This window comes from Flavobacterium cupreum, from assembly GCF_003996965.1.
Lineage (GTDB): Bacteria > Bacteroidota > Bacteroidia > Flavobacteriales > Flavobacteriaceae > Flavobacterium > Flavobacterium cupreum.
The window spans coordinates 1-24,850 of sequence record NZ_QWDM01000002.1 but is presented as its reverse complement, the minus strand read 5'-3'; the positions used below and the strand labels follow the sequence as shown (position 1 = coordinate 24,850).

23 protein-coding genes and 1 pseudogene are annotated in these 24,850 nt (G+C 37.3%); 22 read left to right on the top strand and 2 right to left on the bottom strand.

Annotated elements, in window-relative coordinates:
* The first annotated feature begins 2 nt into the window (after nt 1-2).
* On the top strand, nt 3-467 hold the full coding sequence (locus D0817_RS02690; RefSeq protein WP_127336865.1) for a DUF1456 family protein: 465 nt from the start codon (nt 3-5) through the stop codon (nt 465-467).
* A gap of 1,019 nt (nt 468-1,486) precedes the next feature.
* On the opposite strand, the gene sucC is transcribed toward D0817_RS02690, so the two are convergent.
* On the bottom strand, nt 1,487-2,680 hold the full coding sequence (sucC, locus tag D0817_RS02685) for an ADP-forming succinate--CoA ligase subunit beta (RefSeq protein WP_127336864.1): 1,194 nt from the start codon (nt 2,678-2,680) through the stop codon (nt 1,487-1,489).
* A gap of 417 nt (nt 2,681-3,097) precedes the next feature.
* On the opposite strand from sucC, the gene gltB reads away from it, so the two are divergent.
* The 20 genes from gltB (at nt 3,098) to D0817_RS02585 (ending at nt 23,223) form a co-directional block, all read left to right on the top strand.
* Nucleotides 3,098-7,615 carry a glutamate synthase large subunit gene (gene gltB / locus D0817_RS02680; protein WP_127336863.1) on the top strand — a complete coding sequence of 1,506 codons (4,518 nt, stop codon included), beginning with the start codon at nt 3,098-3,100 and terminating at the stop codon, nt 7,613-7,615.
* Between the two features lie 178 nt (nt 7,616-7,793).
* A complete protein-coding gene (locus tag D0817_RS02675) occupies nt 7,794-9,248 on the top strand; it encodes a glutamate synthase subunit beta (protein WP_127336862.1) in 1,455 nt (484 codons plus the stop codon).
* A gap of 573 nt (nt 9,249-9,821) precedes the next feature.
* A complete protein-coding gene (gene lysA / locus D0817_RS02670; protein ID WP_127336861.1) occupies nt 9,822-11,045 on the top strand; it encodes a diaminopimelate decarboxylase in 1,224 nt (407 codons plus the stop codon).
* Between the two features lie 312 nt (nt 11,046-11,357).
* Entirely contained in the window at nt 11,358-11,816 is a 459-nt protein-coding gene (locus D0817_RS02665) for a DUF4262 domain-containing protein (RefSeq protein WP_127336860.1), read from the top strand.
* A 33-nt stretch (nt 11,817-11,849) separates the two neighbouring features.
* Nucleotides 11,850-12,071, top strand: a complete 222-nt coding sequence (locus tag D0817_RS02660) for a hypothetical protein (protein WP_127336859.1) — start codon at nt 11,850-11,852, stop codon at nt 12,069-12,071.
* Nucleotides 12,072-12,095: 24 nt separating this feature from the next.
* Complete coding sequence (locus tag D0817_RS02655) at nt 12,096-12,341, top strand: DUF2314 domain-containing protein (RefSeq protein WP_127336858.1); 246 nt, start codon at nt 12,096-12,098, stop codon at nt 12,339-12,341.
* A gap of 53 nt (nt 12,342-12,394) precedes the next feature.
* The gene (locus D0817_RS02650) at nt 12,395-12,844 is read left to right on the top strand and encodes a hypothetical protein (protein ID WP_127336857.1); all 450 of its coding nucleotides are present in this window, start codon (nt 12,395-12,397) and stop codon (nt 12,842-12,844) included.
* A gap of 122 nt (nt 12,845-12,966) precedes the next feature.
* Nucleotides 12,967-14,127, top strand: coding sequence for an acetyltransferase domain-containing protein (locus D0817_RS02645; RefSeq protein ID WP_127336856.1), 1,161 nt, complete (start codon nt 12,967-12,969; stop codon nt 14,125-14,127).
* A 188-nt stretch (nt 14,128-14,315) separates the two neighbouring features.
* On the top strand, nt 14,316-14,675 hold the full coding sequence (locus tag D0817_RS02640; RefSeq protein WP_127336855.1) for a hypothetical protein: 360 nt from the start codon (nt 14,316-14,318) through the stop codon (nt 14,673-14,675).
* Nucleotides 14,675-15,271, top strand: a complete 597-nt coding sequence (locus D0817_RS02635) for a hypothetical protein (RefSeq protein WP_127336854.1) — start codon at nt 14,675-14,677, stop codon at nt 15,269-15,271. The genes D0817_RS02640 and D0817_RS02635 overlap by 1 nt, the downstream gene beginning before the upstream one ends.
* A 209-nt stretch (nt 15,272-15,480) precedes the next feature.
* On the top strand, nt 15,481-16,662 hold the full coding sequence (locus D0817_RS02630) for a hypothetical protein (RefSeq protein ID WP_127336853.1): 1,182 nt from the start codon (nt 15,481-15,483) through the stop codon (nt 16,660-16,662).
* Between the two features lie 146 nt (nt 16,663-16,808).
* The gene (locus tag D0817_RS02625; RefSeq protein ID WP_127336852.1) at nt 16,809-17,135 is read left to right on the top strand and encodes an ArsR/SmtB family transcription factor; all 327 of its coding nucleotides are present in this window, start codon (nt 16,809-16,811) and stop codon (nt 17,133-17,135) included.
* Nucleotides 17,125-17,628: an SRPBCC family protein gene (locus D0817_RS02620; RefSeq protein WP_127336851.1), complete on the top strand. Its 504-nt coding sequence runs from the start codon at nt 17,125-17,127 to the stop codon at nt 17,626-17,628. Before D0817_RS02625 ends, D0817_RS02620 begins: the two co-directional genes overlap by 11 nt.
* 53 nt (nt 17,629-17,681) lie before the next feature.
* Nucleotides 17,682-18,182, top strand: coding sequence for an SRPBCC family protein (locus D0817_RS02615; RefSeq protein WP_127336850.1), 501 nt, complete (start codon nt 17,682-17,684; stop codon nt 18,180-18,182).
* Between the two features lie 95 nt (nt 18,183-18,277).
* Nucleotides 18,278-18,703 carry a DoxX family protein gene (locus tag D0817_RS02610; protein ID WP_127336849.1) on the top strand — a complete coding sequence of 142 codons (426 nt, stop codon included), beginning with the start codon at nt 18,278-18,280 and terminating at the stop codon, nt 18,701-18,703.
* A gap of 190 nt (nt 18,704-18,893) precedes the next feature.
* On the top strand, nt 18,894-20,486 hold the full coding sequence (gene abc-f, locus D0817_RS02605) for a ribosomal protection-like ABC-F family protein (RefSeq protein ID WP_127336848.1): 1,593 nt from the start codon (nt 18,894-18,896) through the stop codon (nt 20,484-20,486).
* Between the two features lie 74 nt (nt 20,487-20,560).
* The gene (locus D0817_RS02600; RefSeq protein ID WP_127336847.1) at nt 20,561-20,929 is read left to right on the top strand and encodes a nuclear transport factor 2 family protein; all 369 of its coding nucleotides are present in this window, start codon (nt 20,561-20,563) and stop codon (nt 20,927-20,929) included.
* A gap of 211 nt (nt 20,930-21,140) precedes the next feature.
* A complete protein-coding gene (locus tag D0817_RS02595) occupies nt 21,141-21,668 on the top strand; it encodes a hypothetical protein (RefSeq protein ID WP_127336846.1) in 528 nt (175 codons plus the stop codon).
* A 10-nt stretch (nt 21,669-21,678) separates the two neighbouring features.
* Nucleotides 21,679-22,524 carry an alpha/beta hydrolase gene (locus D0817_RS02590; protein ID WP_127336845.1) on the top strand — a complete coding sequence of 282 codons (846 nt, stop codon included), beginning with the start codon at nt 21,679-21,681 and terminating at the stop codon, nt 22,522-22,524.
* A gap of 24 nt (nt 22,525-22,548) precedes the next feature.
* Nucleotides 22,549-23,223, top strand: coding sequence for a GNAT family N-acetyltransferase (locus D0817_RS02585; protein WP_127336844.1), 675 nt, complete (start codon nt 22,549-22,551; stop codon nt 23,221-23,223).
* A gap of 226 nt (nt 23,224-23,449) precedes the next feature.
* On the opposite strand, the pseudogene D0817_RS02580 reads toward D0817_RS02585, so the two are convergent.
* Nucleotides 23,450-24,127 (bottom strand): annotated as a pseudogene (locus tag D0817_RS02580) (YifB family Mg chelatase-like AAA ATPase); the annotation flags it as partial.
* Nucleotides 24,128-24,230: 103 nt separating this feature from the next.
* On the opposite strand from D0817_RS02580, the gene D0817_RS02575 reads away from it, so the two are divergent.
* Nucleotides 24,231-24,752 (top strand): TnsA endonuclease N-terminal domain-containing protein, encoded by a 522-nt coding sequence (locus tag D0817_RS02575; protein WP_161568412.1) that lies wholly within the window; start codon nt 24,231-24,233, stop codon nt 24,750-24,752.
* Nucleotides 24,753-24,850 lie beyond the last annotated feature (98 nt).

Here is a 24,850-nt window from a genome sequence, read left to right as displayed (position 1 = left end):
CGATGACGAACAACGATATCCTAAAAAAACTTCGCGTGGCTTTGATGCTCCGTGACGACCAAATAGTTGAGATTTTAGAATTAGTAGATTTTAGAATTACAAAATCAGAATTAGGAGCTTTTTTCAGAGCCGAAGATCATGAAAACTACATGGAATGCGGTGATCAGGTTTTACGCAACTTCCTGAATGGATTGGTAATTCATTTAAGAGGCACTAAAGAAAACCCTAAAAATCCGAATGAGGTTTTAGCGAAGCATAAAGCTGAAATTCCGAAAAAAGACAGCACCAAAGAAAGACCTGAATTTAAAGCAAGTGCCAAAGATGCCGAAAAAGGAAGAGGCGACAAAGCACCTTCTAAAACTGCTCCTGCAGCTAAAAAACCTTTCAAGAAAAACAACACAAAAACGGCACCTAAAGTACAGGTGGTAGAAAAAGTTGTTTATAAAAACGGGAAGAATAAAAAGTAATTTAACCGCAAAGGGCGCTAAAATTTACGCAAAGTTCGCAAAGCTTTAATTGATATAGCTTTGCGAACTTTGCTGTTTAAAAAAGATCTTAATTTTAAATATAGTCTGCGGTTTCAATCGCGGGATCAGAAGATTGTATCATATCAGATTGTGTACCCGTGGTTGAAACCGCGGGTTATATTCGCGAAAATTCGCAAATCCTTATGCAGATAGCTTGCGGACTTTGCTGTTTAAAAAAGATCATAATCTTAAATATTACCCGCGGTTTCAACCGCGGGGATGTTCAGAAGATTGTATCATATCAAATTGTGTACCGTGGTTGAAACCGCGGGTTATATTCGCGAAAATTCGCAAACCCTTATGTAGATAGCTTGCGAACTTTGCTGTTTAAAAAAGATCATAATTTTAAATATAGCCCGCGGTTTCAACCGCGGGGATGTTCAGAAGATTGTATCATATCACATTGCGTACCCGCGGTTTCAACCGCGGGGATACTCAGAAGATTGTATCATATAACATTGTGTATCCGTGGTTGAAACCGCGGACAATATTCGCGAAAATTCGCAAATCCTTATGCAGATAGCTTGCGAACTTTGCTGTTTAAAAAAGATCATAATCTTAAATATAACCCGCGGTTTCAACCGCGGGGATGCTCAGAAGGTTATATCATATCACATTGCGCACTCGCGGTTGAAACCGCGGGCCATATTCGCTAAAATTCGCAAATCATTATACAGATAGCTTTGCGAGCTTTGCTGTTTAAAAAAGATCATAATTTTAAATATAGCCCGCGGTTTCAACCGCGGGGATGCTCAGAAGATTCTATCATATCAGATTGTGTACCCGCGGTTGAAACCGCGGGCAATATTCGCAATCTTATGCACATAGCTTTGCGAACTTTGCGTTTATATAAACTCCTATAAATAAAAACCCTCGCGCGCCTTGCGGTTAAATAACTCCAAAAAAAAAATCCCTCCGAATATCGAAGGGATTTTTTATATAATTGATTTCTTATGTGATTAAGATAACGCAGCTTTAACCTGATCAGCAGCTTCCTGAAACTGAACAGCTGATAAAATTGGCATACCTGAATTGTCAATTAATTCTTTTGCAATTTCAGCATTTGTTCCCTGCAAACGAACAATAATTGGCACTTTAATAGCATCACCCATATTTTTGTAAGCATCAACAACTCCCTGAGCCACACGGTCACAACGAACGATTCCACCAAAAATATTGATTAGAATAGCTTTTACGTTAGGATCTTTTAAGATAATACGGAAAGCCGTTTCAACACGTTTTGCATCAGCAGTTCCACCAACATCAAGGAAGTTAGCAGGCTCAAAACCAGCGTATTTAATTAAATCCATAGTTGCCATTGCAAGACCTGCTCCGTTTACCATACATCCTACAGTACCGTCAAGATCTACATAGTTCAAACCTACTTCTTTAGCTTCAACTTCGATTGGGTTCTCCTCACGGATATCACGCATCTCAGCATATTTTGGTTGTCTGTATAAAGCATTATCATCGATATTTACTTTAGCATCAACAGCCATAATTTTGTTATCCGAAGTTTTCAAAACCGGGTTGATTTCAAACATAGAAGCATCAGAACCAATGTAAGCATTGTACAATGAATCGATAAATTTCACCATTTCTTTGAAAGCATTTCCTGAAAGACCTAAGTTAAAAGCAATTCTTCTTGCCTGAAAACCTTGTAATCCAACAGTAGGATCAACTTCTTCAGTAAAAATTAAGTGTGGTGTGTGTTCAGCAACTTCTTCAATATCCATTCCACCTTCAGTAGAATACATAATCATGTTACGACCAGTAGCTCTATTTAATAAAACAGAAACATAAAATTCAGAAGTTTCACTTTCACCAGGATAGTAAACATCTTCTGCTACTAAAATTTTGTTTACTTTTTTACCTTCAGCAGAAGTCTGAGGCGTAATCAATTGCATTCCGATAATTTGTCCTGCAATTTCTTCAACTTGTTGTAAGTTTTTAGCAAGCTTCACTCCACCACCTTTTCCACGGCCACCTGCGTGAATTTGTGCTTTAATTACGTGCCATCCTGTACCGGTTTCGGCAGTTAATTGTTTTGCAGCAGCTACAGCTTCAACTGCATTGTTAGCCACAATTCCGCGTTGAATGCGTACTCCGTAACTCGCTAAAATTTCTTTTCCTTGATATTCGTGTATGTTCATAATATAGAATTTGTCTGGTTCTGAATTTATTTCAGAATAAAAGTGCGACAAAAATAGCAAAATTCAACTGAATAGTAAAATCTTTTTTCAATTAAAAAATGCCATAAAACCGACATTAAACCGTTATTGATTTTGAAAGAAAAGGAATCGTTAAACTATCGCTTCTAAAATGTTAACTAAAAACCGTAAAATAGTTTGATATTTAACAAAAACTTCACTGATTTCAAAGCCTTACACGCAATTTCATTTCATATATTACAATGTAAATTGTGATTTTGTCATTTCACAATGCGTTCTGTAATATTATTATCATTTAAGAATCATTTTTCTAATATTACAACAAAAATGTAAGCGAAATTAGATTTTCAATACATTATGTTTAACGAAATCTTTATTTTTGTAGAAAAAATATCAAGAATGAGAGTTAAAGAACAAGGGCTTTATTTGCCTGAATTTGAACACGACAATTGTGGTGCAGGATTTATTTGTAATTTGAATGGTATTAAATCTAATGACATCATTCACAAAGCATTGGACATCTTAATAAAACTGGAACATCGTGGCGCAGTTAGTTCTGATGGAAGAACTGGAGATGGAGCTGGAATTTTATTTGATATCCCACATGACTTTTTCAAAAAAGTATGTGATTTTGAAATCCCTGAAACACGTGAGTATGCAGTAGGAATGGTTTTTTTACCAAAAAGCAAAAACCAGGTTACTTTTTGCATGAATGCTTTCGAATCAACAATCAAAGACCAGAATTTAAAGGTCCTAGGCTGGAGAGACGTACCCGTTGACGTAGAAAATTTAGGGCAGATTGCCGCAGAAAAAGAACCATCGGTTAAACAGGTTTTTGTTAGCAAAAACGGTCAGGATTTAACGGAACAAGAATTTAATGCAAAACTTTTTGCAGCTAGAAAAATTGCCGAACACGCGATTAGAGGATCCAAAACCTCCGAAAGTCACATGTTTTATTTTACTAGTTTATCGACCACTACTATAATATATAAAGGCTTATTGATGCCGGAAGACATCAGCCGATATTATATCGACTTAAAAGATCCCGATTTAGTGACGCGTCTGGCATTAGTACACCAGCGTTTCTCTACCAATACTTTCCCTTCATGGGACTTAGCACAGCCATTCCGATACATGTGTCATAATGGTGAAATCAATACGCTTCGCGGAAACGTAAGCAGAATGCGTGCCCGTGAAGAATTAATGGAAAGCAAAATTTTTGGTGATGATATCAAAAAATTATTCCCGATTATTTTAGAAGGAAAATCAGATTCTGCTTCTATGGACATGGTTATTGAACTTTTATTAATGACCGGCCGATCCTTGCCTGAAGCGATGATGATGGTTGTTCCGGAAGCCTGGGAAAAACACCAGACGATGTCGGCAGAAAAGAAAGCATTCTACGAATTCAACTCCTGCATCATGGAGCCGTGGGATGGTCCGGCTTCGATTCCGTTTACAGACGGAAACGTAATTGGTGCGTTACTGGACAGAAACGGATTGCGTCCTTCCCGTTACACGTTGACAAAAAGCGGTTTTGTAATCATGTCATCAGAAATTGGTGTACTGGATATCGAACCGGAAGATGTAATTCAGCACGGTCGTCTAGAACCGGGGAAAATGTTTCTGGTAGATATGAACGAAGGCCGTATTATTGAAGATGAAGAAATAAAAAAAGCAATTGTAACCAAGCGTCCTTACAAAGAATGGGTTGAAGCAAACTTGTTACCCTTGGCTAAAGTTCCTTACACCAACAATCCTGTTCCTGTTGAAAAACTTGATTTTCAGACCAGACAGCGTTTGTTCGGTTATACGATCGAAGATTTAAAAACAATTATCAATCCAATGGGATCAGATGGTGCTGAAGCCATCAGTTCTATGGGGAATGATACGCCACTGGCCGTTTTATCAGATCAGCCACAATTATTATACAACTATTTCAAACAATTATTTGCTCAGGTTACCAATCCTCCTTTGGATGGTATTCGTGAGGAGATCATTACCGACATCAGTTTAGCCATTGGAGGAGATTTTAATATTTTCGAAATTGAAGCAAAACAATGTAAAAAATTAAAAATCCAGAATCCGGTTATTTCTAATGAAGATTTAGATAAAATCAGAAACATTGACCACGAAGATTTCAAATCGGCTACCATTTCTACTTTATACAAAATAGAAAAAGGAGTTAACGGTCTGGAGCGTGCGTTGGAGAAATGTGTTCAGGCTACGTTCAAAGCGGTTTCTGAAGGCTGCAATATTATCATCCTTTCAGACAGAGGCGTAAGCGAGCAAATGGCTCCAATCCCGATGTTACTGGCTTGTTCTTACATCCACCACTCCTTAAACATCCTGAAAGTTCGTTCTAAATTCGGAATCATAATCGAATCTGCAGAGCCACGCGAACCGCATCATTTTGCTTTATTGTTCGGATATGGTGCCAGTGCCATTAATCCATACATGGTAAACGAGATCATTCACGATCAGGTGAACCAGGGATTCATTACCAAGGTTAAAGCAGATTACGCTATTATCAATTATAACAAGGCGATTGCAAAAGGTATCCTTAAAATTATGAACAAAATTGGTATCTCTACCTTACATTCGTACAGAGCTGCCCAAATTTTCGAGATTTTAGGTTTAAATAAAACATTCACCTCTAAATATTTCCCTTACACGCCTTCCAGAATCGAAGGAATTGGTTTGATAGAAGTAGAAAAAGAAGTAAAGAAACGTTTCCAGAAAGCCTTTCCAAATTCAAAAATCGCCAACTTACTGCCTTTGGAAATCGGAGGTATTTACAGATGGAGAAGAGGCGGAGAAAAACACATGTTCAACCCGACTACGATTTCTAAATTACAACAGGCCGTTCGTCTGAACAGCCCGGAAAGCTATAAAGAATACTCAGACATGGTCAATGAGCAAAGCTCAAACCTAATGACGATCAGAGGTTTATTTGAATTCAACAATTTAGATCCGATTTCTATCGACGAAGTAGAACCATGGACCGAAATCGTGAAGAAATTCAAAACCGGTGCAATGTCTTACGGATCGATCAGTAGAGAAGCGCATGAGAATTTAGCGATTGCCATGAACAGAATTGGCGGAAAAAGTAATTCCGGAGAAGGTGGAGAAGATCCAAAACGTTTCCAGAAAGAAATCAACGGCGATTCCAGAAACAGTGCCATCAAACAAGTAGCTTCGGGACGTTTTGGTGTTTCGATCAACTATTTGACAAATGCAAAAGAGATTCAGATTAAAATGGCTCAGGGTGCTAAGCCAGGAGAAGGCGGACAGCTTCCGGGAGAAAAAGTAGTGCCGTGGATTGCTGAAACCAGAAACTCTACGCCTTATGTAGGTTTGATTTCGCCTCCACCGCATCATGATATTTACTCTATTGAGGATTTATCCCAGTTGATTTTTGATTTGAAAAATGCCAATCGTGATGCACGCGTCAACGTAAAATTAGTTTCCGAAGTAGGCGTTGGAACCATTGCTGCCGGTGTTGCCAAAGCAAAAGCCGACGTGATCCTGATTTCAGGTTATGACGGAGGAACCGGTGCTGCACCATTGACTTCTTTGCAACACACCGGTATTCCATGGGAACTTGGTTTAGCCGAAGCACAGCAAACTTTAATATTAAATGATTTAAGAAGCCGTGTCGTTTTAGAGTGCGACGGCCAATTGAAAACAGGTCGTGACGTAGCTATTGCTGCCTTATTAGGCGCTGAAGAATTTGGTTTTGCTACTGCTCCGCTTGTCGCTTCAGGCTGTATCATGATGAGAGCCTGTCACTTAAATACCTGCCCTGTTGGTATTGCCACTCAGGATCCTGAATTGAGAAAAAACTTTAAAGGAACTCCGGAGCACGTGATCAACTTCATGTATTTTATTGCCGAAGAGTTAAGAGGAATCATGGCACAGTTAGGTTTCAGAACTTTGAAAGAAATGGTGGGTCAGTCACAAAAATTAAATGTGAACAAAGCGATCAAACATTACAAAGCCAATGGTTTAGATTTATCATCAATTCTGTACAAACCGGAAAAAGCAAAAACAGTTCCGAACCATAATACAACAGAACAGGATCACAACCTGGAAAATGTATTGGATTTCGAAATTATCAAAGAAGCGATTCCTTCTATTTACAGAAAAGAAAAAACAAGAGTTACGTTTAAAATTAAAAATACAGACCGTTCTGTAGGTGCCATTTTGAGTAATGAAATCTCAAAAATATATGGCGCACAAGGTTTACCTGAAGACACTATTTTAGTTGATTTTGAAGGTTCTGCCGGACAAAGTTTTGGTGCATTTGCTACCAATGGATTGTCGTTTAAAATTCACGGAAACTGTAATGATTATTTAGGAAAAGGACTTTCAGGAGGAAAATTAATTATCAAGGTACCTCCTACCGCCACCTTCAAACCTGAAGAAAATATCATTATCGGGAACGTTGCCCTTTACGGAGCTATTACCGGAGAGGCGTATATTAATGGAATGGCCGGAGAGCGTTTCTGTGTGAGAAATTCCGGAGCAACCGCGGTTGTTGAGGGAATTGGAGATCACGGATGCGAGTACATGACCGGTGGTACAGTTGTAGTTTTAGGAAAAACAGGAAGAAACTTCGCAGCCGGAATGAGCGGTGGGGTGGCTTATGTGTACGATCCTAAACAACAATTCGATGCAACAGTGTGCAACATGGAAATGGTTGCCTTTGATCCTATCGAGGAAGAAGACGTAACCAAACTACGAAAACTGATCAAAAACCACTCTTTGTACACCAACAGTCCATTAGCAAAAAGAATTTTAGCAGACTGGGAAAACCAACAAAGCAATTTCGTAAAAGTAATGCCAACCGATTACAAAAAAGCATTACAACGAATTGCAGAAGAGAAAAAAATAGAAGAATTAATAGCTGGATAAATGATTTTAGAATTCAGATTTTAGATTTTAGATTAATACTTAACCACAAAGCTTTGCGAACTTAAAACACTCAAAAAAGCAAAAAAAAGACCTTGCGTTCTTTGCGGTTAAAAAACTGAGATTTGGAATTTTTTAAAATTGGAATTTAAAAACATCATTTAGATTTAATTAAAATGTCATGGGTAAAATAGGCGGATTTAAAGAGTATAGCAGAGCCGACGAAAGTAATTTAGCAGTAGCAGAACGTGTTTCGAACTACAACGAATTTACCATTCCGTTAGCAGAAGATAAGAAAAAAGAACAAGGTTCAAGATGCATGGATTGTGGTATTCCTTTTTGCCACAGTGCCTGTCCGTTAGGAAATTTAATTCCTGACTTCAACGACATGGTGCATCAGGAAGAATGGCAAAGTGCTTTAGCGATTTTACAATCGACCAATAACTTTCCGGAATTTACAGGCCGCTTATGCCCTGCTCCATGTGAGAAATCATGTGTTCTGGGTATTATCAAAGAACCGGTTGCGATCGAAAACATCGAGAAAAACATCATCGAAAGAGGTTTTGCCGAAGGATGGATCAAACCACAAACACCATTAACCCGAACAGGAAAAACCGTAGCCGTTATTGGTTCGGGTCCTGCAGGTCTCGCAGCTGCCCAGCAATTGAACAGAGCGGGTCATACCGTTACCGTTTTTGAAAGAGACAATGCTATTGGAGGTTTATTGCGCTACGGAATTCCGAATTTCAAATTAGAAAAAGGAATTATCGACAGACGTGTAGCCATCCTTGAAGCTGAAGGAATTACTTTCAAAACCAATGTAAATGTGGGTGTTAACTTTAGCGTTGCAGAACTGAATGCTTTCGATTCTATCGTATTATGTGGTGGAGCAACAGAAAGAAGAAGTTTGCCAACTAAAGGAATCGAAAGTAAAGGCGTTGTTCAGGCAATGGATTTCTTAACACAACAGACCAAAGTTTTATACGGAGAGTCCATTCCTGACCAGGTTAAGGCAACCGGAAAAGACGTCATCGTAATTGGTGGTGGAGATACAGGTTCTGACTGTGTGGGAACATCGAACAGACACGGAGCAAAATCGGTGACTAACTTTGAAATTTTACCAAAACCTCCGGTTGGAAGAAGCGAATCAACACCTTGGCCTTTCTGGCCGTTGCAGTTGAAAACGTCTTCTTCACACGAAGAAGGCTGCGACAGAAACTGGTTAATCAATACAAAAGAATTCTTATCTAATGATAAAGGAGAACTTGTGGGATTAAAAACGGTGGAAGTACAATGGAAAATGACTCCGGGTCAACGTCCTGAATTAATTGAAAAAGAAGGTTCCGAAAAAATCTGGCCTTGCGATTTAGCTTTACTGGCTTTAGGATTTACAGGACCTGAAAAAACGTTAAGCGAGCAATTAGGACTTGAAATTGATATGAGAAGTAATTATAAAGCTAAAAATTATCAAACAAACGTTCCTCACATCTTCACTGCAGGTGATATGCGAAGAGGACAATCCTTAATTGTATGGGCTATTTCTGAAGGTCGCGAAGCAGCAAGAGAAGTAGATTTGTTCTTAATGGGTTCAACCAACCTGCCAACTAAAGGAAACGGGGATTTACCGAGTTTGTAATTTTTAAGGTTCTGAGATACTAAGATGCTAAGGGACTGAGTTTTTTCTTTGCATTTTATTTAATCTTTATTCCGATAAACAACATAACTACTAACAAACCCCTGAATTTATATTCAGGGGTTTTGTTTTTTTGCCACAGATTATTTTTTTTGCCACAGTTTAACAGATTAATACAAATTACACGAATTTCCACGAATTTTTATTTTGAATTTCCGAAAAATGCATAAAGCATAGCCTGTGGTTTCAACCACGGTAAACGTTGTGGATTAGATTTAATCCTATATTGTGTCCGCGTGGTTGAAACCACGGGCTATATTTTGAAATAGAAAACAGCCAGAAAAGAAATTAGAATAATTCGTGATTGCTTCGACTGTTCGCTATTGCTCTGGTCGTGGCAGTAAAAAACTTAGTATCTTAACATCTCAGAACCTTACCATCTTAGCAAAGGTTATAAAATTCGAAAACAAGCTACTTTTTGTTTAAAAACAAACAATTTGTTACAATTTGTTATTTTTCTACAAATAATTTGCTGTTAGTCAAAAGTGTAATAACTTTGCTCAAAATAGTTTAAAAATGCAAGCAAAAGATTTACTGCAGTTAGCAGACCAATTTGGAAGTCCATTATATGTTTATGATGCCGAAAAAATCCAGTCACAGTACAACAGGTTAACCAAAGCTTTCTCTAAGGTAGAAAACTTGAGAGTTAATTACGCCATGAAGGCATTGTCTAACGTTGCGATTCTTCAGTTATTAAAGAACATGGGGTCTGGTTTAGATACTGTATCAATTCAGGAAGTTTTATTGGGACTTCATGCTGGCTATGATCCTGACAAAATCTTTTTTACACCAAATGGAGTTTCCCTCGAAGAAATCGAAGAAGTTGCTGCAATGGGAGTACAAATCAATATTGACAACTTATCTATTCTGGAGCAATTCGGAACAAAATATCCTCAGATTCCGGTATGTATTCGTATCAATCCGCACGTAATGGCGGGCGGAAATGCTAATATTTCGGTAGGACATATCGATAGCAAATTCGGAATTTCGGTACATCAAATTCCGCACATATTGCGAATTGTAGAGAATACAAAAATGAGTATTGTTGGAATTCACATGCATACAGGATCTGATATTCTTGATATCGAAGTATTCCTTTATGCTGCTGAAATCCTTTTTGATACCGCTAAACACTTTAAAGATTTGGAGTTTTTAGATTTCGGAAGCGGATTCAAAGTGCCATACAAAAAAGACGATATCGAAACCGACATCGAAGAATTAGGTAAAAAATTATCCAAAAGATTCAATTCTTTCTGTGCCGAATATGGCCGGGATTTAACCTTGATTTTCGAGCCAGGTAAATTTTTGGTGAGTGAAGCAGGTTTCTTCTTAGCCAAAGTAAACGTGGTAAAACAAACAACCTCAACGGTTTTCGCCGGAGTTGACAGTGGTTTCAATCACTTAATCCGTCCTATGTTTTACGGTTCACAACACTATATCGAAAACATCTCGAACCCAAAAGGAAAAGAGCGTTTTTACTCTGTGGTGGGATACATTTGCGAAACGGATACTTTTGCCAACAACCGCAGAATTTCAGAAATTACTGAAGGTGATATTTTAGCTTTCAGAAACGCCGGAGCCTATTGTTTCTCGATGTCTTCGAATTACAATTCAAGGTACAAACCAGCCGAAGTTTTATGGAAAGATGGAAAAGGAATTCTGATCCGCCAACACGAAACATTCGAAGATTTACTTAAAAATCAAATTCCGTTGCCAGAAGAAGTTGCTGCAACAGTTTAAAATAAAAAAAAAGAGAATATTGTTAAGTCCCGTTTCATTTTGAAGCGGGATTTTTTTTACTGTAGACTTCAGATTTTAGATTGGAAAACGTCTGTCCGGCTGAGCGAAGTCGAAGCCCACGCAAAGTAACCATAATGTTTGTCATTCGACGAAAGAGAAATCGCATACTTTACGCACAACAAACCCGACAGGTTTTAAAAACCTGTCGGGTTTACCAAACTTAAAAATTAAAAATTTAACATATCTCTGACACAGTCAGGTTTTCACCAGAAGCTAAACATTCATTTTGATATAAAAATATTATATTTGAAAATGAAACAAACCGAAGATAAAAAGCAAATCTATTTTAACCAGGTTTATGATACTATAAAAAACACTGGCTATCATACAACAGCAGTAATGGAGGCTGAAAACTTCACTCCTTTTGCATACTCCACAGGAATATTTGAAAATTTCAAAATTCCTGAATTGTTTATTTCCGGCCTCGGCCCTAACCTATCCGGAGAAATAATTAAAAACTACGCAGAAAAATATAAAAACAGTACGATTCCAGTAAATAAAAAAATAGACGATTTAACAGATCGCTTTTCAATTTACTTCCTAAAAGTTCATAATGAAAACTTACAAGAATATGTCCTCACATCAATCAAATTTTATGAAAATCGTCCCTATGAATACTTACAATTGATATTTCCTGACCTAAATGGAAATTTCCCCAATGAACTTAATTATAACTACGACCAAAAAATAATTGGAGAGTTAAATCTATAAATTAGCCCAATTCGAAACCTATCAATTCAAAAAATGAAAACAAAAATCCTAATCACATTCCTCTTGTTAAGTTTAACAGCATGTAAGAATTCTAATAAAATAGAAAGGGAAAACCAGCCTACAATCTACAGTGTTGAAAATGAAGATAAAGAAATGGCTGAAGCAATAGAAAAAGCAAATCAGACATTAACTGATTTTAATGCTGTTTTATCAAATCCGAAAATTGAAGTTAAGTCATTGAAAGTCAAATTTTAAACTTCGGACGGAGGCGGCGAACATATCTGGCTGACGGATGTTCAATATAAAAACGGAAAATATTCAGGAATTTTAGATAATGAACCTGAATATATTACGGAGTACAAAATTGGAGAAAAAATCGAAGTCGATAATTCAAAAATTAGTGACTGGATGTATATTGAAAACGGAAAACTATTCGGTGGTTATACCATGAAACTTTTGAGAGCCAGAATGACTGAAGCTGAAAGAGAACAATTTGATGCAGAAAGCGGAATGCAAATAGATTAGAGTTCTGATAAATAAAAATATTATTTTAGCTCTATAAACCAAACCTACAACCCATGAAAATCACGATTCCCCTATCGCTATTATTCCTATTACTCACTACTACTATTTTCAGTCAGACCCTTGCTGATTTAAAACTAAAAGCTAAAGAAATCCCCAAAGGTTATACTTTAAGCGACGGTCACATTTGTGTTTCTCCTCAGGCCTGCACTTTTTATACTGATATTGAAACGTACAGCAATATGACGGGAGTCTTAAAAAGTAAAGCCGTTCAAAGTTTCAAAAATAAAACCGACAGCGGTTCTATCATGTATTTTGAATTTGAAAACAGATTCAAAGGAGATCGATTCCTGCAGGGAATGCTCTGGGGAAAAGACGGGGAACCAACAGACGAGCATCCGGAAGAATATCTTGCAGAAGGAAAATTTCTGATCATCTGGAGTTTTCGTCCCAACAGCAAGATCAAAGAAAAATCGGAAGCCAAAATTGATGCGATTTTGCAATAAAGAATAAAATTATAAAAGCCGCCGGCTGAATTAAAAGACAATTTCAAGAAGTATCTGATCGTAGAAAGAATACAAAAGTAAATATCAAAAACCATTTCTAATACATTTAAACTTCAAAGAAAATGAAAAGAGAAAATTCAATTGATATAGTTCGCGGAATTGTGATGATTATCATGGCATTAGACCATGTTCGTGACTTAATGCATATAGATTCTATCACACAAAGTCCAACCGATTTAACAACCACAACCCCTTTCTTGTTTTTTACGCGCTGGATTACACATTTATGCGCGCCTACCTTTGTTTTTCTGGCAGGAACTTCTGTTTATCTTTCGTTAAAAAGAAAAAACAATTTTACAGCAACAAGACAACATTTAATCAAAAGAGGTTTATGGTTGCTATTGCTCGAATTTACGGTTGTTAATTTTGGATTATTTTTTGATATTGGATTTCACACGCTTTTATTTCAGGTGATAGCCGCAATAGGTTTCGGATTTATTCTTTTGGGTTTATTGCTGAAAATCCCGGCCAAGCAATTAGGAATTATAGGCTTAATTATTATTTTTGGTCATAATCTTCTGCCCCTTATTCCGTTTGCGGAAGGCTCTGTTGTAAAAGCCGTTCTATCGCCATTTTTTAGTCCGGCAGTAATTCCGTTTGGCGATCGTGCCTTTATCATGGGCTATCCTCCCATTCCCTGGCTCGGCATTATGCTCACCGGATTTGGATTTGCACGTTATTTTGAAATGGCTTTCGAGCAACGCAAAAAACTCTTTATCAAACTTGGTTTTGGTTCATTAGCCTTATTTGTTCTTCTTCGGTTTATAAATATTTACGGCGATCCGGTACAATGGTCTCTTCAAAAAGATAGTACACTTACATTTATATCGTTTATGAATGTGACGAAATATCCGCCTTCGCTTTTATATTGTTTGCCTACGTTAGGCATCACGGTTTTGCTGCTCGCTTTTGCGGAACAATTTACGAACGGTTTAAAAAAAGTGACTATCGTTTACGGAAAAGTACCTTTGTTTTACTTTGTTCTGCATTTTTACCTGATTCATATGTTAACGCTTGCTATGCTGTTTTTGCAGGGATTTAACTGGTCACAATTAGAATTTGCAACCGGATCTTTTGGAAGACCAAAAGGCGTAGAAAGCGGTCTGCCTCTTTGGACGATTTATTTAATCTGGATCGCCGTAGTTGCGTTACTTTATAAACCCTGCATTTGGTTTGGTGAATATAAAGCTAAAAACAAACAGTGGTGGTTGCCATATATTTAATTCATTTTAGCACTGAAAGACAAGCTGTTGTGGAAAAATAAAAGATGAAAAAAAAACTTAAAATCAACAGTAGGTTATAGTGAGGAGTATGTTGTAAGGGAAAATTCTGATCATCCTAACAGCAAGTGAAGATATGTTTTAAAACCAAGCTTTATTCTTTTTAAGTAACTTTACCAAAAAATATCAAAATGAAACTACAAATCCGATTCCTGATCTATTCCATATTATTTCTTACTTATAGTTTTTCGACTTCATTTTTACTCTTGCTGGGTGAAAAATTAAAAGACCACCGATTTATAACCTTAGGTTGTGGATTTTTCCTGATCAATATTGCTTTTTCTTTTCTTGTCTTAAAATGGACACCATTACTAAATATCGTTTGCTCTTTTTTAATTGCAGCTTTAGCCTTATTTCTGGCTTTAAAGTTTGGTGATTTACATTTGTTTTCACAATATGATGCCTATGGCGTTAAAACCGCTTTGATGGCAAACGCTGTTTTTTCGGTTCTGCTTTGGGAAATTGCGTATCAGATAAAAAGCAGGAAATAATGAAACTAAAATTGTCATTATTAATTCTGGTTATACTTCAATTTTCTTGTAAAGACAAAACGGAAAAACAAATTGAAAACACAAATTCCAAAAGTTCAAAAGTTGAATTACACATAAAGGAAACTAATCGATTTGATTTTGAAAAATTTAAAATATCAAAAGGACAGGTAGGAGAAATCAAAGTCGGAATGGATCTTAGTGAGGCTGAAAAATTGCTAAAACAATTAACAAAAAAAGAGGCAGAAGCCTATGATTTTGGTTTTGATGGCGGTGGAAAAGCGTATCTATATTCATTAGATGATGAATTTATTATCGGTCTTATCCCTAAAGCGGATTCTAAAGAAATACTGGCTATAGTTGCCTTAAGTAAGAACTTAAAGACCTCTAATGGACTAAATCCAAAATCTGCCGTTTCAGAAATACAAAAAAAATACCCAACTGCTAAAATTGTTCAAAATTTAATGATGGACTGGCAATTTATAGAAGATGAAAAAAATAATTGGGACTTTATACTTATGACTGGTGAAAATGAACCAATTGGAGAATTTAATGATTCAAATACAGAAATAAAATCAGATTGGATTACTATTAAATAAAAACTCCCAATCTAAAGTTCTGGTAAAAACCAAACCTCCTACCCTAGCCCCGATAGAGCCGGTATCCTCGTAATGAAATGGAGAGATAAAGGCGAAAGCGGGACAGATGGTTGTGGTGAAAACAAAAATTACTGCTTCGTAAATTTAAAAGCTGCAGGGGCTGAATTTAGCTAAAAACAGATATATTTACACCTTCAAAAGCAAGCCTTATGCAAAAAATTACTTTATTCGTTTCTATCCTGTTTCTGGCATTTTCGTGTGGCGTAAAAACTACGCAGTCCCTGTTAAGCGATGGCAATTATGATGGTGCCATAGACCGTGCCGTAGAAGCATTGAAAACAAAAAAAGACTCCAAAGGAAAACAGGATTATGTGTATTTGCTCGAAGAAGCTTTCGCCAAAGCCAAAGACCGCGATTTAAGAAGTCTTGAGCTAATGGAAAAGGAAAAAAATCCGGCCAATCTCGAACGTATCTACAATACGTATGTGCAGCTTGAAAACCGTCAGGAAAAAATCAGGCCTTTATTGCCTCTTCAGTTATTAAAACAAGGCAAAAATGCGCAGTTTCCGTTTGACAATTATACAGACAAGATTATAAGCAGTAAAAATGCATTATCCAAATATTTGTACGATAATGCAGGAGTGCTTTTAAAGTCAACAAACAAACTCGATTCCAGAAAAGCATACGATGATCTGGCGTATATCGAAAGCATTAATCCGAATTATAAGAATGCCAAAAAACTGATGGACGACGCGCTGTTTAAAGGAACTGACTTTGTGAATGTGTATGCCACAAACGAAACAGAAATGATCATTCCGAAGCAATTGCAGAATGATTTATTAGATTTCAGCACCTACGGATTAAATGATAAATGGACAGTTTACCACAGCATCAAACAAAAAAATGTCAAATATGATTATGGTTTAATTCTCAATTTCAGGGAAATCTACATTTCACCGGAACAAATTAAAGAGAAGGAATTCATTAAGGAAAAACAAATTAAATATGGCGTAAAAACACTTTTCGACAGCAGGGGAAATCCGGTGAAAGACAGTTTGGGGCGTCCTGTAAAAGTGGATAATTTTAAGACCATCAAAATCAATATTTACGAATACAGACAATACAAAGCCTGTCAGATAACGGCCAAAGTAGATTATCTGGATTTAAAAACCAATCAGTTACTACAATCTTTTCCTGTCGCCAGCGAGTTTGTTTTTGAAAACGTTTATTCGACCTATCGTGGTGACAGAAACGCTTCCGACGAAAGTTATCTGGACTATTTTAACAAACGCGCCGTTCCGTTTCCGAACAACGAACAGATGGTTTTTGATACCGGAGAAGATTTAAAAGCCAAACTGAAGGACATCATTGTCAGAAACAGATTCAGGTAAGATACAAACACATTACTTTCCTCCCATTTGCCACAAGCAGGTGGTTTTTTTTTGCCTGTTATAAAAAAAATCAAAAAAACACGACGCGAAACCAAAAAGTTGCATATATTTGCAACTGATTGATTGCGCATTAAAATAAAAGCAAAATGAAACGAGATATTTTTCAGGCCATAGCCGACCCGACACGTAGGGCTATTTTAGTATTGATTTCGTCTACTGCACTGACACCGAATGCCATCGCAGAACAATTTGACACTACTCGTCAGGCGATTTCAAAACACATTAAAATCCTTAACGAGTGCGAATTACTGCAGGAAAAAAAGATGGGAAGAGAAATTTACTATCAACTTAAAATTGACAAAATGAAAGAAATAGATCAATGGCTGCAACAATTTAAACAAATTTGGGAAAGCCGTTTCAGTCAACTGGATCAAGTATTAATGAATTTAAAAGCTAAAGAAAATGGAAACTAATCTTTTAATGGATTTTACCGTAGACAAAGAAAACAGCACGGTACACATCAAACGGGAGTTCAACGCATCACTTGACCATGTCTGGTCGGCCTGGACCGAACCTGAGCTATTAGACCAATGGTGGGCTCCTGCCCCATTCACGTCTAAAACAAAAAGCATGGAATTTAAAGTTGGCGGAAGAAGATTTTATGCCATGGTTGGGCCTGAAGGTCAGGAAAGATGGAGTTTTTTTGAGTACAGTTCCATTTCTCCGAAAACTAATTTTAAACATTCCTCTACTTTTTGCGATTCGGAAGCGAATCCGGATCCTAATATCGGAAGTTCTTACTGGGATCTGAGTTTTTCCGAACAAGGCGATTTGACCATTGTTGCTATTGCCATTAAACGAAACAGCCTGGCGGAATTAGAAAAAATAATTGAAACAGGTTTCAAAGAAGGATTTGCACTTATCCTTAAAAACCTGGATACATTGCTGGAAGAAAAAAGTAACTAATCTCTCCTGTAAATCGGTCTTGCCACTATTTATAAATTTAAAAGCGAACTAAAATGAAAAATAATCTTTTAATGAATTTTACGGTAGACAAAGAAAACAGTACCGTTAATGTGAAACGAGAATTTAATGCTCCGGTTGCAAACGTTTGGTCAGCCTGGACAGAACCTGAAATCCTGGATCAATGGTGGGCTCCCGCTCCCTGGAAATCTAAAACAAAAAGCATGGATTTTAAAGTGGGCGGAAGAAGACTGTATGCGATGCTTGGGCCGCAGGGCGAAGAACACTGGGCAATAGCCGACTTCACTTCTATCAGTCCGAAAACGAACTTTAAATACCTGGATGCCTTTTCTGATGCCGAAGGAAATTTAAATACAGACTTTCCACGTTCGGACTGGAATGTTACTTTTTCTGAGCAGGGCGGTGCTACTATTGTTGATGTGGCCATTAAACATGATAACTTATCCGATCTGGAAAAGATTATCGAAATGGGCTTCAAAGAAGGATTTACCATTGCAATGGAAGGTCTGGATAAAATTTTTGAAGAGGCAAAGTAACTTTTTGCCAAATCAAATATAAATAATACTTTTAATGAAATATAGGGCCGTCCTGAATAGTGACGGCTTTATATTAATTAGAAAAGAACAATTTTATGAATTCGAAATTAGTTAAACTCTTTTTACGCCTTGCCATATCGGCTGGCTTCCTCTCTGCTGTTGCAGACCGTTTTGGATTTTGGAGTAAAGAAAATTCCGCCTGGGGAAACTGGGAAAACTTTCTTGCCTATACAAAAGTCCTGAATCCTCTCGTTCCTGAAAGCCTGTTAGAACCCGTTGCCATCATTGCCACGGCTCTTGAAATCATTTTTGCGGTTTTTCTTTTAGCAGGTTTCAAAACCGAATTGTTTGCAAAGCTTAGCGGTTACCTCTTATTGCTTTTTGGTCTTTCCATGACATTTACTATCGGAATAAAAGCACCTCTTGATTACTCGGTTTTTACAGGTGCGGCAGCCTGCTTTGCTTTGAGTGTGTTAAAAGAAAAGTACCTCGAAATTGATACCCTAATTGCTAAAAACTAAAATAAATACTATTTTTCTGAAGCTTGTAAAACTGCCTAAACCGCATTTTTTGCTGGCTTTAGAAAACATTTGTATATTTGCAGTCGTAAAAACGAAACAATTAATTGTATGTGAAATGTAATTTCTTCCCGAAAATAGATAGTAAATCCAATGTGGTTTGCTATGATTATTCACTCCTAAAGAAGAAATTATGCTTACTTTACAAAACATTTCATACCTGCATTCCAACAGGGAATTACTGTTTGATGCCCTTACTTTTACTGCCCATCATCAGGATAAAATTGCCTTAATTGGCAATAACGGCGTTGGAAAATCCACTTTATTAAAAATCATTGCGGGAGAATTACAACCCTCAGCCGGTGTACTGAAATCCGATTCCGGGCCTTATTATGTGCCTCAGATTTTTGGACAGTTCAATCATCTCACTATTGCGCAGGCTTTAAAAATTGAAGATAAACTCACCGCTCTCCAGGGGATTCTGGACGGAAACGTGACAGAAACCAATCTCCAAATCCTGAATGATGACTGGACAATTGAAGAACGATGCCGGGAAGCATTACAATACTGGCAATTAGAAAATTTAGATCTGACCCAAAAGCTCGAAAATTTAAGTGGCGGCCAGAAAACCAAAATTTTCCTTGCCGGAATTTCAATTCACCAGCCTGACCTTATTTTACTGGATGAACCCAGTAATCATCTGGATATAGCCGGAAGATTACTACTGTACGATTTTATTCGAAACACCTCCGGCACCCTGATTATCGTGAGCCACGACAGAAAATTACTGAATCTTCTGAATGTGGTCTACGAATTATCCAAACGGGGAATTACCATTTACGGCGGTAATTACGACTTTTATGCGGAACAAAAACAGATCGAAAAAAATGCTTTAAGCCAGGATATTCACAGCAGAGAGAAAGCCTTGCGAAAAGCCAGAGAAAAGGAACGCGAAACGCTGGAACGTCAGCAAAAGTTAGATGCACGCGGCAAAAAGAAACAGGAGAAAGCAGGTGTTTCCAGAATAATGATGAATACTTTACGAAACAATGCCGAAAACAGTACTTCGAAAACCAAAAGTATGCATGCTGAAAAAATTGGCGGAATTTCTCAGGAACTACAGGAATTGCGTTCGGGATTGCCGGAAACCGATCAGATGAAGTTTGGCTTCGACAATACTAATTTGCATAAAGGCAAAACACTGTTTACAGCAACCCATATCAACTATACCTATAAAGAACAATTTCTTTGGAAAGAAAATCTCAGCTTCCAGGTCCTAAGTGGTGAACGCCTTGCCCTGAAAGGAGCAAACGGTTCCGGCAAGACAACACTGATCAAAATAATGACCGGCCTTTTGGAACCACAGCGGGGAACGATATACAGAGCGGAAACAAAACTGGTTTATATCGATCAGGACTATTCGCTAATCGACAACCGGCTTTCAGTTTATGAACAGGCGGAGAAATTCAATACGTCGGGGCTTCAGGTACACGATATCCGCATGAGGCTGAATCGTTTTTTGTTTTCTCAAAACGAATTGGAGAAACCCTGCAGCGCTTTAAGTGGCGGTGAAAAAATGCGGCTGATGCTTTGCTGCCTGACGTTAAACAAACAGTCACCGGATCTTATTATCCTCGATGAACCTACGAATAATTTAGACCTTCAGAATATCGAAATCCTGACTGCTGCTATCAATGAATATCAGGGAACTTTAATCGTAATTTCACATGATGAATCTTTTCTGGAGCAAATAAACATTCAAAATATTATGAATCTTAATAATTAAAACGTTCCCATTAATTTTTTAAATTTGAATGGAAAACTATAAGAACCGAAATTTAATCGCAAATTATTTTGATTATGAGTGTAAATAAAGAGACCGTAGAAGAATATATGGCTGCTTTCAGGCTAAGTGATCACGAAAGAGTGCTAGCCTGTTTAACGGACGATGTGATCTGGGAGATGCCCGGAATTTACCAGCATGTTGGAAAAGAGGCCTTTGATAAGGAAATTGAAAATGAAAATTTCATAGGCAGTCCGACGATTCAGATTATAAAACTGGTCGAAGAAAACGATGTGGTTATTGCCGAAGGCGCCGTACAGGGCAATATGAAAAATGGAAACCTATTAGACGCTGTATTTTGCGATGTTTTTGAAATGAAAAACGGCAAAATCAAAAAACTGACTTCTTATCTGATGTCCAGAAATGCTTCTCTCAAATTTGAATGATTTCAAAAGCAGATACTTCCTTTATAAAATCCCGATTCAACAGAATTGGGATTTTTTTTGGAATAGATAATTGCGACTACATAGAAAAGTCAGCTGTGTTATAAATTTATCCCGTTCTTGAGTCACTCCATCTTTAATTACAATTTTAAGTTGTATTTTCGATACTTAAAAGTCCGCCAGAAAAAAATAAACCTAAAGGATCTAAGAACAAATGATTAAAAATTTACTCCCCTTTGAAGAATTAACCTATCATTCCACATTAAAAAAAGAAGCCCTTTTAGCGCGTCTTCAAAATGAAATTGAAGCTGAAAAGTCTTTTGGTTTTGGCATTCAGAGAATATCCTATTCCAAACCTTATATTGGTAAAATTAGTAATCCAACATTTGAACTCAAAAGAGCCATAAGCTACCGAAATTCGTTTTTACCCATTATAAAAGGAGAAATTAAAGAAGATATCAGCGGTTCGAAAATAAATGTAAAAATGGGGCTTCCTGATCTTGTTAAAATATTTATGTGCATTTGGCTGGGAATCGTTTTTTTGGCCAGCTTAGGAACATTGTACACTTTACTATACAATAACGGCCTTAAAGAAGGACCTTTTATATTTATTCCTTTCGTAATGCTTTTTGGAGGTGTAGCCATGGTTGTTCTCGGTTTTAAGACAGAAAGCAAAAAAAGTATAACCGATCTGGAAGAACTGCTACAGGCAAAAAGAATACAAAACAACAGCAGTCATTAAATACCAAAAAATGAATAAATTTTTTACAGTCATCTTTTTACTTTTTACCTCTGTTTTGCTCTTTAGCCAAACCGGCAAACCCTTTGTCCTGGGTGTTATAGAGGAAATACAGTCGAAAGAATTAGGCGAAAATCGAATACTGAACATTTACCTGCCCGAAGGTTATAAAGCTGAAGAAGCCACAAAATATCCGGTAATTTATCTGCTGGATGGTTCTGCCGATGAAGACTTTATACACATTGCAGGTTTGGTACAATTTAATAGTTTTGAATGGATCAATCAGGTTCCGAAATCAATTGTGGTGGGAATTGCCACTGTGGACCGCAGAAGAGATTTTACGTTTCCAACCAGCATCGAAAAAGATCAGAAACGTTTTGCATCCTCTGGGCATTCCGATAAGTTTATTGCTTTTATAGAAAAAGAATTACAGCCTTTTATTGATAAAAAATACAAAACAACGGCTTCCAAAACCATCATGGGACAATCTTTAGGCGGATTGCTGGAAACCGAAATCCTATTGAAAAAACCAACGCTTTTTAATCATTATGTTATCGTTAGTCCAAGTATATGGTGGAATAATGGTTCGATCTTACGTCAGGACAGTCCGATATTTCAGCAGAATTTCATGCAGGAAACGGCTGTTTACATTGCAGTAGGGAAAGAAGGATTAACGCCAACCGAAATACCAAGAGTGATGGAAGTAGATGCCAATCTGCTGGCCGAAAAAATCAAAACTTCCAAAAGTAAAAACATAAAAGTATTCTTTGATTATCTTCCTCAGGAAAATCATGGGACCATTTTACATCCTGCGGTTTCCAATGCCTTTAAATTCTTTTATCCGAAAGTGCAGGAATAGATAACCTTTTATAAATCCGATAAAATGAAAACTACAGAACATCCATTAGATAATCCGGTTTGGAATGCATTAGCAGAAACCCATCAAGAATTTGCCATCGCTTACGATGGTGTGAAATTTTACAATCCAGCGTATTGTCCCTTCGGTGGTTTTGTAAAACCGGAAAACACTGCCGAGGCCGTAAAGCAATATTCGGAATTGACAGAGAATTTCTTTATCGTTGGCGAAAAACCGCTTCTTCCCCCTTCCCTAAAAATTAATAAAGAGCTGATTTGCCTTCAAATGGTGATTAATCAGAAAATTGATTTGCCGATTGACCTGGAAATTGTGAAACTTACTGCAGGACATAACGAAGCATTATGCGAACTGGTCAATCTGGTGCAGCCCGGATATTTCAAAAATAAAACTTTTTTACTGGGCGATTACTTTGGAATTTTCCAAGAAGGCCAATTAGTCGCAATTACCGGAGAGCGCATGAAAATGAATGACTTCACAGAGATCAGCGCCATTATCACACATCCCGATCATACCGGAAAAGGATATGCCAAACAATTGATAACGCATGTGGTAAACGCCGTTTTTGATCAGCATAAAATTCCTTTTCTACATGTAGCCGAAAGTAATACCGGAGCCATTTATCTCTATGAAAAACTTGGTTTTGTAACCCGACGAAAAATGAGTTTATGGAATATTGTTTAAATGAAATTCCAATCCTGAAGCTTCGGGATAAATTCCAAATTTTCAACTTCGCTAAAAAAGAAATTCCAAATTCCAACAATCCACATTCTACAGTCTAAAATCCAATCCTTCGACTCCGCTCAGAAAGACATCCTACCCAAATCTAAATACTACATTCTATATTCTAAAATCTATATTCTATATTCTAAAATCTAAAATCTAAAATCTAAAATCTAAAAATCAAAACTCACCCCAGCCACCCATCCCGGTCTAAACTTCGGTACTGAATTGCCTCCGCAATATGCGAGGTAATAATCTGCGGAGCATCATCTAAATCGGCAATTGTACGGGCTACTTTTAAGATCCTGTCGTAAGCACGGGCGGAAAGATTGAGTCGTTCCATTGCGGTTTTGAGCAATTCTTTTGATTGTTCGTCCAGTCCGCAAAACTCCCGGATGAGCTTGCTGCTCATTTGTGCGTTGTAATGAATATTTTCTATTTCTTCGAATCGGCTGGTCTGAATTTCACGGGCTTTAGTCACCCGTTTTCGGATCTCAACACTGCTTTCGGCTTTTCGATCATCGGCTAATTTTTCGAAAGGAACCGGCGTCACTTCAATATGAATATCGATCCGGTCCAGTAAAGGTCCTGAGATTTTGCTCATATACCGCTGCATCTCGTGAGGCGAGGAAGTATTCGGCATACTTGGATCGTTAAAAAAACCACTCGGACTCGGATTCATACTCGCCACCAGCATAAACGAGGACGGATACGTGACCGTAAACTTGGCTCGTGAGATAGTGACCTCCCGATCCTCCAGCGGCTGACGCATTACCTCGAGAACATCCCGTTTGAATTCCGGCAGTTCGTCTAAAAATAAAACGCCATTATGTGCCATCGAAATTTCTCCAGGCTGCGGATAACTCTGTTATATTTGACTGATAATGAGACCGGAAAGACCATTTTGCATCATATGTAATGAGAATATTTTGCTTTATTTAGCCTTTTCGCATCAAAAGACATCACTCATGTTGCGAATATTAAAAAAAAGAGTACGAGAAATTGGACCAAAATATAGTTCATTGTCAGGATATTTCATAAGTAAAAAACAAGACAGTGAACTTATTCAATTTGAGTCCTCTTTGGAGAGAGATTATATATATTTATTGGAGTTTGATACATCTGTCTATTTATATTTAGAGCAACCTTTATCAATCACATACTTTGATAGTAACAACAAAAGGCATAAATACACACCCGATTTTTTAGTTCGTTATTCAGACAAAAATATTTGTGACAAGTTAGTAGAAATTAAGTATCACGACGACTTAATTCGTAACTCATTGAAATACAGTGAAAAATTTAATGCAGCACGAGAATATTGTAAAAAAAATAACTTAACTTTCGTCATATTATCTGAAAAGGAAATTCGCAATTCAAATATAGAATATTTAACTAGTGTAAAATTTCTCTCTTCATATCGAGATGCTTTCGAAATATTTGAGAAAAACGGCCATAAAGTGGAAAAACCGGTCAATTTGACCACCTAATTCCGGAGTAAATTGACCACCCGTTCCGGAGCAAACTGACCACCTAATTCCGGAGCAAATTGACCACCAGGTTTTGTGGTGAATTAAGTATTAAAAAC

Bases quoted from the DNA above. Each gene is read 5' to 3' on its own strand.
- D0817_RS02645 (WP_127336856.1), top strand. From the start codon at position 12,967: ATGAAAAGAGAAAATTCAATTGATATAGTTCGCGGAATTGTGATGATT.
- D0817_RS02620 (WP_127336851.1), top strand. From the start codon at position 17,125: ATGGAAACTAATCTTTTAATGGATTTTACCGTAGACAAAGAAAACAGC.
- D0817_RS02585 (WP_127336844.1), top strand. From the start codon at position 22,549: ATGAAAACTACAGAACATCCATTAGATAATCCGGTTTGGAATGCATTA.
- D0817_RS02650 (WP_127336857.1), top strand. From the start codon at position 12,395: ATGAAAATCACGATTCCCCTATCGCTATTATTCCTATTACTCACTACT.
- D0817_RS02640 (WP_127336855.1), top strand. From the start codon at position 14,316: ATGAAACTACAAATCCGATTCCTGATCTATTCCATATTATTTCTTACT.
- D0817_RS02595 (WP_127336846.1), top strand. From the start codon at position 21,141: ATGATTAAAAATTTACTCCCCTTTGAAGAATTAACCTATCATTCCACA.
- abc-f (WP_127336848.1), top strand. From the start codon at position 18,894: ATGCTTACTTTACAAAACATTTCATACCTGCATTCCAACAGGGAATTA.
- D0817_RS02635 (WP_127336854.1), top strand. From the start codon at position 14,675: ATGAAACTAAAATTGTCATTATTAATTCTGGTTATACTTCAATTTTCT.
- D0817_RS02575 (WP_161568412.1), top strand. From the start codon at position 24,231: ATGTTGCGAATATTAAAAAAAAGAGTACGAGAAATTGGACCAAAATAT.
- D0817_RS02660 (WP_127336859.1), top strand. From the start codon at position 11,850: ATGAAAACAAAAATCCTAATCACATTCCTCTTGTTAAGTTTAACAGCA.
- D0817_RS02615 (WP_127336850.1), top strand. From the start codon at position 17,682: ATGAAAAATAATCTTTTAATGAATTTTACGGTAGACAAAGAAAACAGT.
- D0817_RS02600 (WP_127336847.1), top strand. From the start codon at position 20,561: ATGAGTGTAAATAAAGAGACCGTAGAAGAATATATGGCTGCTTTCAGG.
- sucC (WP_127336864.1), bottom strand. From the start codon at position 2,680: ATGAACATACACGAATATCAAGGAAAAGAAATTTTAGCGAGTTACGGA.
- D0817_RS02625 (WP_127336852.1), top strand. From the start codon at position 16,809: ATGAAACGAGATATTTTTCAGGCCATAGCCGACCCGACACGTAGGGCT.
- gltB (WP_127336863.1), top strand. From the start codon at position 3,098: ATGAGAGTTAAAGAACAAGGGCTTTATTTGCCTGAATTTGAACACGAC.
- D0817_RS02630 (WP_127336853.1), top strand. From the start codon at position 15,481: ATGCAAAAAATTACTTTATTCGTTTCTATCCTGTTTCTGGCATTTTCG.
- D0817_RS02590 (WP_127336845.1), top strand. From the start codon at position 21,679: ATGAATAAATTTTTTACAGTCATCTTTTTACTTTTTACCTCTGTTTTG.
- D0817_RS02690 (WP_127336865.1), top strand. From the start codon at position 3: ATGACGAACAACGATATCCTAAAAAAACTTCGCGTGGCTTTGATGCTC.
- D0817_RS02610 (WP_127336849.1), top strand. From the start codon at position 18,278: ATGAATTCGAAATTAGTTAAACTCTTTTTACGCCTTGCCATATCGGCT.
- D0817_RS02665 (WP_127336860.1), top strand. From the start codon at position 11,358: ATGAAACAAACCGAAGATAAAAAGCAAATCTATTTTAACCAGGTTTAT.
- lysA (WP_127336861.1), top strand. From the start codon at position 9,822: ATGCAAGCAAAAGATTTACTGCAGTTAGCAGACCAATTTGGAAGTCCA.
- D0817_RS02675 (WP_127336862.1), top strand. From the start codon at position 7,794: ATGGGTAAAATAGGCGGATTTAAAGAGTATAGCAGAGCCGACGAAAGT.